This is a genomic window from uncultured Stenotrophomonas sp. (genome assembly GCF_945952405.1).
Taxonomy (GTDB): Bacteria; Pseudomonadota; Gammaproteobacteria; order Xanthomonadales; family Xanthomonadaceae; genus Stenotrophomonas.
In genome coordinates, this window is record NZ_CAMFIA010000007.1 from 118,519 (window position 1) to 130,581 (window position 12,063).

The 12,063-nt window shown below is 66.8% G+C and carries 11 protein-coding genes and 1 pseudogene; 7 read left to right on the forward strand and 5 right to left on the reverse strand.

Translation table 11 applies throughout. The features are described 5' to 3' along the window. From Q0P60_RS09480 to Q0P60_RS09500, 5 genes are all read left to right on the forward strand, one after another. Window positions 1-528, forward strand: coding sequence for a F0F1 ATP synthase subunit delta (locus tag Q0P60_RS09480; RefSeq protein ID WP_197605859.1), 528 nt, complete (start codon window positions 1-3; stop codon window positions 526-528). Between the two features lie 44 nt (window positions 529-572). Further along, window positions 573-2,120 (forward strand): F0F1 ATP synthase subunit alpha, encoded by a 1,548-nt coding sequence (gene atpA, locus Q0P60_RS09485; RefSeq protein ID WP_005419511.1) that lies wholly within the window; start codon window positions 573-575, stop codon window positions 2,118-2,120. 96 nt (window positions 2,121-2,216) lie between these two features. Further along, entirely contained in the window at window positions 2,217-3,080 is an 864-nt protein-coding gene (gene atpG / locus Q0P60_RS09490) for a F0F1 ATP synthase subunit gamma (RefSeq protein ID WP_006471334.1), read from the forward strand. 38 nt (window positions 3,081-3,118) lie between these two features. Further along, a complete protein-coding gene (gene atpD / locus Q0P60_RS09495; RefSeq protein WP_294991733.1) occupies window positions 3,119-4,525 on the forward strand; it encodes a F0F1 ATP synthase subunit beta in 1,407 nt (468 codons plus the stop codon). Window positions 4,526-4,638: 113 nt separating this feature from the next. Then, entirely contained in the window at window positions 4,639-5,061 is a 423-nt protein-coding gene (locus Q0P60_RS09500) for a F0F1 ATP synthase subunit epsilon (protein WP_005411127.1), read from the forward strand. A gap of 72 nt (window positions 5,062-5,133) precedes the next feature. Here Q0P60_RS09500 and Q0P60_RS09505 read toward each other — a convergent pair whose 3' ends face one another. Continuing rightward, entirely contained in the window at window positions 5,134-5,517 is a 384-nt protein-coding gene (locus tag Q0P60_RS09505; protein ID WP_294991739.1) for a GtrA family protein, read from the reverse strand. 83 nt (window positions 5,518-5,600) lie between these two features. Here Q0P60_RS09505 and glmU point away from each other — a divergent pair, with 83 nt between their 5' ends. Both glmU and Q0P60_RS09515 read left to right on the forward strand, forming a co-directional pair. Next, window positions 5,601-6,968 (forward strand): bifunctional UDP-N-acetylglucosamine diphosphorylase/glucosamine-1-phosphate N-acetyltransferase GlmU, encoded by a 1,368-nt coding sequence (glmU, locus tag Q0P60_RS09510; protein ID WP_294991742.1) that lies wholly within the window; start codon window positions 5,601-5,603, stop codon window positions 6,966-6,968. Further along, entirely contained in the window at window positions 6,937-7,470 is a 534-nt protein-coding gene (locus tag Q0P60_RS09515; protein ID WP_294991745.1) for a GNAT family N-acetyltransferase, read from the forward strand. Before glmU ends, Q0P60_RS09515 begins: the two co-directional genes overlap by 32 nt. A gap of 162 nt (window positions 7,471-7,632) precedes the next feature. Here Q0P60_RS09515 and Q0P60_RS09520 read toward each other — a convergent pair. The 4 genes and pseudogenes from Q0P60_RS09520 to Q0P60_RS09535 all read right to left on the reverse strand — a co-directional run. After that, window positions 7,633-9,057: pseudogene (locus tag Q0P60_RS09520) on the reverse strand (HAMP domain-containing sensor histidine kinase); the annotation flags it as partial. Next, complete coding sequence (locus tag Q0P60_RS09525; protein ID WP_294991748.1) at window positions 8,982-10,328, reverse strand: sigma-54 dependent transcriptional regulator; 1,347 nt, start codon at window positions 10,326-10,328, stop codon at window positions 8,982-8,984. The gene Q0P60_RS09525 and the pseudogene Q0P60_RS09520, both read right to left, overlap by 76 nt. A gap of 121 nt (window positions 10,329-10,449) precedes the next feature. Continuing rightward, the gene (locus tag Q0P60_RS09530; protein ID WP_294991752.1) at window positions 10,450-10,836 is read right to left on the reverse strand and encodes a PDZ domain-containing protein; all 387 of its coding nucleotides are present in this window, start codon (window positions 10,834-10,836) and stop codon (window positions 10,450-10,452) included. 1 nt (window position 10,837) lies between these two features. After that, window positions 10,838-12,055, reverse strand: a complete 1,218-nt coding sequence (locus tag Q0P60_RS09535; RefSeq protein WP_294991755.1) for an FtsX-like permease family protein — start codon at window positions 12,053-12,055, stop codon at window positions 10,838-10,840. Window positions 12,056-12,063: the final 8 nt, after the last annotated feature.

Here is a 12,063-nt window from a genome sequence, read left to right on the forward strand (position 1 = left end):
ATGAGCCAGGCCCTCACGCTTGCCCGCCCGTACGCCCGCGCCGCGTTCGCGACCGCGCGCGACGAAGGCGCGTTCGCGCCGTGGTCGGACGCCCTGGCGTTCTCCGCCCACGTCGCCGCAGATCCGCGCGTGGCGGCCCTGCTCGCCAACCCGGAGCTGGGCCGTGACGACGCCGTCGCCCTGCTGGCGCCGGTGACCCACGGCGAGACCTACTCGCGCTTCCTGGCCATCCTGGCCGACTCGCATCGTCTGCCGCTGCTGCCGGAGATCTCCGGCATGTTCGACGCCCTGCGCGCCGAAGCCGAGCATGTGGTCAAGGCCACGGTGACCTCGGCCGCCGAACTGTCGGCCGGTGAACTGGACGCGATCAAGGTCGCGCTGCGCAAGCGCTTCAACCGCGAGGTCGAAGTGACCACCGCGGTCGATGCCTCGCTGATCGGCGGCGCCGTGATCGACGCCGGCGACGTGGTCATCGATGGTTCGCTGAAGGGCAAGCTGGCCCGTCTGCAGACCGCGCTCGCTAACTGAATTCATTTAACGTCCGGCCCCGCTGCCGGCACTAGGACTTGACGATGGCAACCACGCTCAACCCCTCCGAAATCAGCGAACTGATCAAGAACCGCATCGAGAAGGTCAAGCTGGCCGCGGAATCGCGCAACGAAGGCACCGTGACCAGCGTGTCCGACGGCATCGTGCGCATCTTCGGTCTGGCCGACGTGATGCAGGGCGAAATGATCGAACTGCCGAACAACACCTTCGCCCTGGCCCTGAACCTGGAGCGCGACTCGGTCGGCGCCGTGGTCCTGGGTGACTACGAGCACCTGCGCGAAGGCGACGTCGCCAAGACCACCGGCCGCATCCTGGAAGTGCCGGTCGGTCCGGAACTGCTGGGCCGCGTTGTCAACGCGCTGGGCGAGCCGATCGACGGCAAGGGCCCGCTGGGCACCGACCTGACCGCTCCGGTGGAGCGCGTTGCTCCGGGCGTGATCTGGCGCAAGTCGGTCGACCAGCCGGTGCAGACCGGTTACAAGTCGGTCGACTCGATGATCCCGATCGGCCGTGGCCAGCGCGAGCTGATCATCGGTGACCGCCAGACCGGCAAGACCGCGATGGCGATCGATGCGGTGATCAACCAGAAGGGCACCGGCATCAAGTGCGTGTACGTTGCGATCGGCCAGAAGGCTTCGACCATCGCCAACATCGTGCGCAAGCTGGAAGAGAACGGCGCGCTGGCCCACACCATCGTGGTTGCCGCGACCGCTTCCGAATCGGCTGCCATGCAGTACATCAGCGCCTACTCGGGCTGCACCATGGGTGAGTACTTCATGGACCGCGGCGAAGACGCGCTGATCGTGTACGACGATCTGTCCAAGCAGGCCGTTGCCTACCGCCAGATCTCGCTGCTGCTGAAGCGCCCGCCGGGCCGTGAAGCCTACCCGGGTGACGTGTTCTACCTGCACTCGCGCCTGCTGGAACGCGCTGCCCGCGTGTCCGAGGAATACGTCGAGAAGTTCACCGAAGGCAAGGTCACCGGCAAGACCGGTTCGCTGACCGCGCTGCCGATCATCGAAACCCAGGCCGGCGACGTGTCCGCCTTCGTTCCGACCAACGTGATCTCGATCACCGACGGCCAGATCTTCCTGGAAACCGACCTGTTCAACGCCGGCATCCGCCCGGCCGTGAACGCCGGTATCTCGGTGTCGCGCGTCGGTGGCTCGGCCCAGACCAAGATCATCAAGAAGCTGTCGGGCGGCATCCGCATCTCGCTGGCCCAGTACCGCGAGCTGGCTGCGTTCGCGCAGTTCGCCTCGGACCTGGACGAAGCGACCCGCAAGCAGCTGGAGCGTGGCCAGCGCGTCACCGAGCTGATGAAGCAGAAGCAGTACGCGCCGATGTCGATCGCCAACCAGGCGCTGTCGATCTACGCCGTCAACGAGGGTTACCTCGACGACGTGCCGGTCAACAAGCTGCTGGCGTTCGAAGAAGGCCTGCATGCCCACTTCGCCAACACCCAGGGCGAGCTGATCAGCAAGGTCAACGCCACCGGCGGCTGGGACAACGACATCGAAGGTGCCTTCAAGAAGGGCATCGCCGAGTTCAAGACCACCGGCAGCTGGTAATCGCGGTCCTGTAGAGCGGAGCCCTGCTCCGCTGGACCAGATGATCAAACGGTTGAACAACGCGGGGCACCAGCCCCGCGCCACGGGAAACAAGAGATGGCAAGCGGACGCGAAATCAAAACCAAGATCAAGAGCGTGCAGAACACCCGCAAGGTGACGCGCGCCCTGGAGATGGTCTCGGCCTCCAAGATCCGCAAGGCGCAGGATCGGATGAAGACCTCGCGTCCGTACGCGCAGGCGATGAAGCAGGTGATCGGCCACCTGGCCCAGGCCAGTACCGATTACCAGCATCCGTTCCTGGTCGAGCGCGAGCAGGTCAAGCGGGTCGGTTTCATCGTGATCTCCTCCGATCGCGGCCTGGCCGGCGGCCTGAACAACAACCTGTTCCGCAAGATGCTGGGCGAAGCCAAGGCATGGCAGGACAAGGGTGCGGAAGTGGACCTGGTGACCATCGGCCAGAAGGCATCGACCTTCTTCCGCCGCGTCAAGGTCAACATGGTCGGCAGCGTGACCCACATCGGCGACGTGCCGAAGCTGGAATCGCTGATCGGTGTGATCAAGGTCATGCTCGACGCCTTCACCGAAGGCAAGGTCGACCGCGTGTACCTGGTCTACAACCGCTTCGTGAACACCATGACGCAGAAGGCCAGCTTCGATCAGCTGCTGCCGCTGCCGCCGGCTGAGAAGCAGGTCGCTCACCACGACTGGGATTACCTGTACGAACCCGATGCCGCGACCGTGCTCGAGCACGTGATGACGCGTTACATCGAATCGCTGGTGTACCAGGCACTGCTGGAAAACGTCGCCTCCGAGCATGCAGCACGCATGGTTGCGATGAAGGCGGCGAGCGACAACGCCAACAAGCTGATCGGCACCCTGCAGCTCGTCTACAACAAGGCGCGCCAGGCAGCGATCACCCAGGAAATCTCCGAAATCGTCGGCGGCGCGGCAGCAGTCTGACCGCGTTCGTTCAAAGCACACATTTAGAGGATGCAGCAATGAGTCAGGGCAAGATCGTTCAGATCATCGGCGCGGTCGTCGACGTCGAATTCCCGCGTGAGTCGGTGCCGAAGGTGTACGACGCACTGAAGGTCGACAACACCGAAATCACCCTTGAAGTCCAGCAGCAGCTGGGCGACGGCGTGGTGCGCACCATCGCCCTCGGTTCCACCGATGGCCTGAAGCGCAACCTGATCGCCACCAACACCGACCGTGGCATCTCGGTGCCGGTCGGCGCCGGCACCCTGGGCCGCATCATGGACGTGCTGGGCCGTCCGATCGACGAAGCCGGTCCGGTCGCCGCCAGCGACAGCTGGGAAATCCACCGTGCGGCCCCGTCGTACGAAGACCAGTCCCCGGCCACCGAGCTGCTGGAAACCGGCATCAAGGTCATCGACCTGATGTGCCCGTTCGCCAAGGGCGGCAAGGTCGGCCTGTTCGGCGGCGCCGGCGTCGGCAAGACCGTCAACATGATGGAACTGATCAACAACATCGCCAAGGCGCACAGCGGTCTGTCCGTGTTCGCCGGCGTGGGTGAGCGTACCCGTGAGGGCAACGACTTCTACCACGAAATGAAGGACTCCAACGTCCTCGACAAGGTGGCGATGGTGTACGGCCAGATGAACGAGCCGCCGGGCAACCGTCTGCGCGTCGCCCTGACCGGCCTGACCATGGCCGAGTACTTCCGCGACGAGAAGGACGAGAACGGCAAGGGCAAGGACGTTCTGCTGTTCGTCGACAACATCTACCGCTACACCCTGGCCGGTACCGAAGTGTCGGCACTGCTGGGCCGCATGCCGTCCGCCGTGGGTTACCAGCCGACCCTGGCCGAGGAAATGGGCGTCCTGCAGGAGCGCATCACCTCGACCAAGAATGGTTCGATCACCTCGATCCAGGCCGTCTACGTTCCCGCGGACGACCTGACCGACCCGTCGCCGGCGACCACCTTCGCCCACCTGGACTCGACCGTCACCCTGTCGCGTTCGATCGCCTCGCTGGGTATCTACCCGGCCGTCGATCCGCTGGACTCCACCAGCCGCCAGATGGACCCGCTGGTCATCGGCCACGAACACTACGACACCGCCCAGCGCGTCCAGCAGACCCTGCAGAAGTACAAGGAACTGAAGGACATCATCGCGATCCTGGGCATGGACGAACTGTCCGAAGAGGACAAGCAGGCCGTGTCGCGCGCCCGTAAGATCGAGCGCTTCTTCAGCCAGCCGTTCCACGTGGCCGAAGTGTTCACCGGCTCGCCGGGCAAGTACGTGCCGCTGAAGGACACCATCCGTGGCTTCAAGGCCATCGTCGATGGCGAGTACGACCACCTGCCGGAGCAGGCGTTCTATATGGTCGGCGGCATCGAAGAAGCGGTCGAGAAGGCCAAGAAGATGGCCGAGAAGGCCTGATCCGGGACGGGCGGGAGCGATCCTGCCCGACCTGACGCCGGCGCCGGGCACCTGCCCGCGCCGGTGGACTCCCACGGTGGCATTGCGCCGCCGCGAACAGCGAAGAGATTTGCATGAGCACGATCCGTTGCGACATCGTCAGCGCCGAGCAGGAAATCTTCCGTGGCGAAGCGACCCTGGTCGTGGCCACCGGTGAGCTGGGCGAACTGGGCATCGCGCCCAAGCACGCGCCGCTGATCACCCGCCTGAAGCCGGGCAAGGTGGTGGTGACCACGCCGAACGGCGAGCAGCTGGATTTCGCCATTTCCGGCGGCATCCTGGAAGTGCAGCCGCAGGTGGTGACCGTGCTGGCCGACACCGCGATCCGCGCGCAGGACATCGACGAAGCCTCGGTCCGCAAGGCCAAGGAAGAAGCCGAGCGCATCCTGGCCAACCGCGGTGAAGCGATGGAAGTGGCTGAAGCCCAGCAGAAGCTGGCCGAAGCCGTCGTCCAGCTGCAGGCGCTGGAGCGCCTGCGCAAGACCCTCAAGCACTGAGGTCCACGCGATACCCACGAGAACGCCGGCCCTGTGCCGGCGTTTTTGTTTGCGCGCGGTCCTGGCGCCGCCTCAGCGGTACACCACGTAGCGCATCAGCAGGAACGACACGCAGGCCAGCCCGGCTTCCACCAGCGGCTTGGCCAGCCAGGTGTACTGCAGGCCCAGCGCATGGTCGACCAGGCTCACCAGCAGCGTGCTCGCGGCGGTCATCAGCAGCCACAGCCCCAGGAAGCGTGCGAAGCGCTTCCAGCCCAGCTTGTGGGTGCCGGCCTCGGCGAAGGTGTAGCGGCCGTTGAGCCAGAAACCCAGCAGCATGCCGGCCAGGCGCCCGCTGACGTTGGCCGGCGCCACCGGCATTCCCAACGCGGTGGCGGCCACGAACACCAGCCAGTCGACCAGCAGCTGCACGAGCCCGATGACGAGATAGGCGCTTCCCTGGCGGACGAGGCTCATGGGCAGGGTGAAGGAAGAGGGATGCCCATGTTAACGGCCTACGCTCTAGAATCATCGGTAACGAACCACGGACTGCCGTTGCCATGACCCAACCCCTGCACGTCATCATCCTCGCCGCTGGCGCCGGCAAGCGCATGAAGTCGGTGCTGCCGAAAGTGCTGCAGCCGATCGCCGGCCAGCCGATGCTGGCGCACGTGATCGATGCCGCGCGCGAACTGGCGCCGGCGGCGATCCATGTGGTCTACGGTCATGGTGGCGAAGCGGTGCGGCAGTACTTTGCCGGCCAGCCCGATCTGCAGTGGGCTGAACAGGCGCAGCAGCTCGGCACCGGCCATGCGGTGGCCCAGGCGATGCCGCAGGTTCCCGATGCCGCGCAGGTGCTGGTGCTGTACGGCGATGTGCCGCTGATCCGCGCGCAGACGCTGCGCGACCTGCTGGCGCAGCCGGGGCGGCTGGCCGTGCTGGTGGCCGATGTCGAGGACCCGAGCGGGTACGGGCGCGTGCTGCGCGACGCCGAAGGCAAGGTCGGCGCGATCGTCGAGCAGAAGGACGCCGCTGACGACCAGCTGCGCGTGCGCACCATCAATACCGGCATCATCGCGGCCGAATCGACCGCGCTGCGGCGCTGGCTGTCGCAGCTGTCCAACAGCAATGCGCAGGGCGAGTATTACCTGACCGATGTCTTCGCCTTCGCCGCCGGCGAATACACGCCGGCCGAGATGGCACTGGTGGCCGACGCGCAGGAAGCCGAGGGTGCAAACGACCCCTGGCAGCTGTCGCAGCTGGAACGTGCCTGGCAGCGCCGCGCGGTGCGCGCGCTGTGCGCACAGGGTGCGCGCGTGCGTGATCCGGCGCGGCTGGACATCCGTGGCAGCGTCACCGTGGGCAGCGATGTGCTGATCGATGTCGATGTCGTTCTTGAGGGCACCATCGTGCTTGGTGACGGCGTGACCGTGGGCCCGTTCAACCGCCTGAAGGATGTCACGCTCGGCCCGGGCACCGAAGTGCGTGCGCACTGCGACCTGGAAGGCGTGGTCACCGAGGGCGCAGCGCAGGTCGGGCCGTTCGCACGGCTGCGTCCCGGCACGGTGCTGGCCGACGGCGTGCACGTCGGCAACTTCGTCGAGACCAAGAAGGTCACCCTCGGCGTCGGCAGCAAGGCCAACCACCTGACCTACCTGGGCGACGCGGTGATCGGCAGCCGGGTCAACGTTGGCGCCGGCACCATCACCTGCAACTACGATGGCGTGAACAAGTCGACCACCACCATCGGAGACAACGCCTTCATCGGCTCCAACAGTTCGCTGGTGGCGCCGGTGAGCATCGGCGAAGGCGCGACCATTGCCGCCGGCTCGGTCATCACCCGCAACGCGCCGGACGGCAAGCTGACACTCGCACGCGCACGACAGGAAACCATCGATGGCTGGAAGCGCCCGGTCAAGAAATCCTGAGCCGCGCCTCGCGCGCGCCGACGAGCTCGGTGTGCTGCCGGCGATCGAACAGCGCGCCGGCGAACTGCTGAAGGGACATGAGGCCTATCCGGTGTTTGCCGGCCATGGCCTGGACCTGCCGACGCTGCAGGCTGGCCTGCAGCGCGGGCAGCTGTGGGTGGTGGATGCCGCCGCGGGCGGCATTGCCGGTTACCTGCTGGGTGGCACCCTGGGCGAGGAGTTCCATGTGCAGCAGATGGACGTGGACCCGATGCATGCAAGGCGTGGCCATGGCCGTACCCTGCTGCGCCACGCCCTGGCACAGGCGCGCGGCGCGGGTTACCGCTCGGCGGTACTGACCACTTTGTCCGACGTGCCGTGGAATGCGCCCTTCTACGCCAGCGAAGGCTTCGTCGGCGTGCCGCAGGCGCAATGGGAAGCGGGGGTGCAGGCGGTGATGGCCGAGGAGGCCGCGCTGGGGTTTCCGATGCAGCTGCGGGTGGCGATGCGGCGGAGGCTGTAGCCCGCCGCTGGCGGTGCGTGCTTCCGGTAGATCCACGCCATCCCTTCCAGTAGATCCACACCATCCCTTCCAGTAGATCCACACCATCCCTTCCAGTAGATCCACGCCATGCGTGGATAGGCCGACCACGGTCGGCAGCTCCCTTGGAATGCGTCGCTCGGCTCAGCCTGCCGGCAGCAGGATCGACACGCACAAGCCGCCGTCACCCCGGTTCTGCAGCGACACCCGGCCGCCGTGCGCCTCCACGATCTCGCGGGTCAGCGCCAGTCCCAGGCCGGTGCCATTGCGCTTGGTCGAATAGAACGGCATCAGCGCATTCTGCAGAACCTGTTCGTTCATGCCCTTGCCGCGGTCCAGTACATCCAGGCGCAGCCATTGTGGCAACCGCGTCAGCTGCACCTGCACGTCATCATTGGGCGGGTCGGCCTCGGCACAGGCTTCGTGGGCATTCTTCAGCAGGTTCAGCAGCGCCTGCCCGAACTGCGCGATGTCGATCCGGCTGCTCAGTTCCTCGTCCGGTTCGCGGTCCATGCCGAACGGGATCTGCTGGCGCAGGCTGGACAGGAACGGTGCCCAGTGCACGGTCTGCAGCTGCGGCTGTGGCAGCTTGGCGAAGCGCGCATAGCCGCGGATGAAGCCTTCCAGGTGGCGTGCACGGTCTTCGATGGTGGTGAAGATTTCCGGCAGGCGGTCGAAGCGCTCGCGCTGCACCAGCACGCCACCGGAGTGGGCCAGCGAGGCGATCGGCGCCAGCGAGTTGTTGAGCTCGTGGCTGATCACCCGGATCACCTTCTTCCAGGTCTGCACTTCCTGGCGGCGCAGTTCGGCGGTCAGCAGGCGCACCAGCAGCAGGTCGTGCGGGCGGCCGTTGAGCTGGAAGGCACGGCGCGAGAGATGGTAGACCTGCTCGTCGTCCTCATCGCCGTCCTCGCCCTCGGCATGCACCGCGAACAGGCTGTCGCCGCCACGCGCGATCGCGTCGCGCAGTTCGACCGGCACCTGCTCCAGCACGTCCTCCAGGCGCTGCCCTTCCAGCTTCCAGCCACCGTGCAGCAGCTTGCGCGCGGCCAGGTTGGAAAACACCACGCGCGGAATGCCGTCGCCACCGGAAGCGATCAGCAGCATCGCCACCGGCGTGTTCTGCACCATGGTGTCCAGCAGCAGCTCGCGCTGCACCAGGCCCTGGCGCTGCGCACGCAGTACGTCGCCCAGCTCACGATGCGCCTGCACCAGGTCGCCCAGCTCATCGTTGCCGGGCCAGTGCACGCCGAAGTTGTACTCGCCATCGCGGTAGCTGCTGGTGGTGCCGGACAGCGCACGCATCAGCGAGCGTACCGGTGCGGTCGCGCGGCGCAGCGTCCACCACATCAGTGACAGCAGGATCAGCGCCGAGGCGGCCGTGACCACCCAGCCATGATTCATCCAGTACGCCAGCAGCCACGGCAACGCCGCGGCCAGCGCCAGCACCGGCAGCAGGCGCAGGAACAGGCGGAAGGTGAACGAGCGCCGCTTCATTCGCGTGGAATGCCGTGGCGGTCCATGCGCCGGTACAGCGCCTGGCGGCTCAGGCCAAGCTCGGCCGCGGCCTGGGCGATGACACCGTGGTTGCGTGCCAGCACGTCCTCGATGCGCGCGCGGTCGGGATCATTACCGGCACTCGGTGCCGGCCGCGGCGCCGGTGCTGCACGCGGCAGGTTGAGATCGGCCACTTCGATACGGGGGCCGCTGGCCAGCAGTTCGGCACGCTGGATCACGTTGCGCAGTTCGCGCACGTTGCCGGGCCAGGGGTGCCGCTGCAGGGCGGCGGCCGCCGCACTGGACAGCGGCTTGCCCGCAGCCAGGAAGCGCTCGGCCAGCGGCACGATGTCGCCGGCACGTTCGGCCAGCGGCGGCAGCACCAGTTCCACCGTATTGAGGCGGTAGTAGAGGTCTTCGCGGAAGCTGCCGTCGCGGATCATGGCCGGCAGGTCGGCATTGGTCGCGCTGACCACGCGCACCTTGACCTGGCGCTCGCGGTTGGAGCCCAGGCGCTCGAAGCGGCCGGTCTCCAGCACGCGCAGCAGTTTCATCTGCCCACCCAGCGACAGGTTGCCGATCTCATCCAGGAACAGGGTGCCGCCGTCGGCGGCTTCGAACTTGCCTTCGCGTGCCTTGTTGGCACCGGTATAGGCGCCCGCCTCGGCACCGAACAGTTCGGCTTCGATCAGTTCCGACGGCAGCGCACCGCAGTTGACCGTGATGAACGGGCCCTTGGACACCAGCGAATTGGCCTGGATGATCTGCGCGATCTTTTCCTTGCCGGCACCGTTCGGGCCGGTGATCAGCACCGGCAGTTCCGAGCGGGCGACCTGGCAGGCGAGGGCGATGACACGCTCGCTGGCGGGGTCGGCGAAGACCGCGCCGCACAGCGTGTACTTCTCTTCCAGTGCATTGCGCTGGCGCAGTTCGCGGCTGCGACGGCGGTCCAGTTCGCGGCGTGCCTCGGAAAGCTCCAGCAGGTTGTTGACCGTGGTCATCAGCTTGCGGTCGTCCCATGGCTTGGCCAGGTAATCGGCCGCGCCGGCCTTGACCAGGTCCACCGCGCTGCTCAGGTGGGTCCAGGCGGTCAGCAGGATCACCGGCAGGTCCGGATGGCGCGCGCGGATCTGCGCGAACAGGACCTCGCCTTCCTCGCCGGAGGTGGTGTCCTCGCTGAAGTTCATGTCCTGGATCACCAGGTCAACCGGCTGCGACTCGAGCAGCGCCAGCCCTTCGGCCGGGCTCTGCGCCTGCAGCGTGTCGATGTCGTGCAGGGAGAACAGCACGTCCAGCGCGGTACCCACGCTGGCGTTGTCGTCGATGATCAGGATCGCAGGCATCAAGCGGTTCTGCAGAAAGGGATGGGCGGCGCCGTTGGAGCCGTTCGTGTCCACGCACCGGGAGAGCCGGGCGCCACCCATCAAGCATAGCCAAACCCGTGGCCGCAGGGTGGGGCGGGGCTCAGCGCCGTGGCGGCGGAGGCGGCGGTGCCAGCGGTGGCGGTGCGAGCAGCGCCAGGCGCCAGGCCGCCGCATCCACCGGGACCGTCAGTTCGCGCCTGTCGCGGCGCAGCAACAGATAGGCGGTGGCGCCGGTGGAGTGGCGCAGGGCACTGGCAAGATGCTCCACCCGGCGCACCGCGGTGTCGTCCACGCGCAGGATGCGGTCGCCGCTGCGCACGCCGAAGCGGGCTTCCGGGCTGGCCGCATCCACATGCACCTGGCCCTCGGTCGAGCGCAGCGCCAGCCGTGCATCATCCTGGCGCCACTCCAGTGTCTGCGAGCTGCCACCGCCGGCCAGCACCGGCAGTGGCAGCAGCAGCATCAACAGCACCCATCGGGCACGCATCTCACGCGCCCCGGGTGGCGACCGCTGGCGGTACCGCCGCTGCACGCCGGGCCGGCCCGAACACGGCGATCTGGCCCAGCAGCCACAGCAGCAGCGCACCCAGCGGCAGGTAGAACAGCGGCATGCGCGGCAACTCGTACATGTTCATCAGTGCGAGGTTGATCGCATACGCGGCCAGCATGCCCAGCACGATGCCCAGCGTGGCCAGCAGGAAGTTCTCGGTCTGGAAGTAGCGCAGGATCTGCCCGCGGGTGGCGCCGAGTGCGCGGCGGATGCCGATCTGCTTGCTGCGCTGCTGCACCCAGAAGCTGGCCAGGCCGATGATGCCCAGCGCGGTCACCACCAGCAGCGAGACGCTGACGGTGATGAGCAGGCCGACCATCGCGCGGTCGTTCTTGAAGTAGTCCTGGCGCTGGTCCTCATAGGTCCGCTTGTCACGCATCAACCGGTTGGGGTCGTTGCGTTCCAGTGCAGCGGCCGCGGCGTTGAGCACTTCGTCGCGGCGTGCCGGATCGGTGCGCAGGATGTAGGTGCCGCCGTCGTCGAAGGTGCGGCGCAGCGGCAGCAGCATCGACTTGGTCCAGTTGTCGTCCCAGCCATTGGGCGTGCTGAGCACATCGACGATGCCGACCACGTGCAGCGGCTGCTTGCCCATGTAGTAGGTCTTGCCGAGTGCACTGCCGTTCGGCTCCATCTTGGCGGCGGTGGCCTGGGTGAGGATCACCGGCATGGCCTGGTCCTTGGCGCTGCCCTTGCTCGCTTCCTTGACGTCCATGTACTCACTGGGCAGGAAGTCGCGCCCGGCGATCAGGTGGATGCCCATCGTGCCCAGCCCGCCTTCGGACAGGGTGTACATCGAGGCGGTGGTGGTGGGGCGTTCCTGCTCCGGTTCGCGCTGGATGCTGCTGCTGGACGAGCCGTTGCGGAACGGAACCTGGTTGATGATGGTGGCGCTGGTGACACCGGGAATGGCACGCAGCGAAGCCAGGTCCTCGCGGGTGCGGGCCATGGCGTCGGTCTGCTTGCCGATGCCGCTGACACGCAGCATCACCAGCTCGTTCTCGGCGATGCCGCTGGGCATGCTGATCTTCTCGATGCGCTGGCTGACCAGGAACAGCGCGTTGCAGACGATGGCGCAGGTCAGTGCGACTTCCAGCACGATCAGGGCGGCAGCAGTCTTGTGCCGGCGCAGGGTGCTGAGGATGGGGCGGATGTCCATGGGAGTCC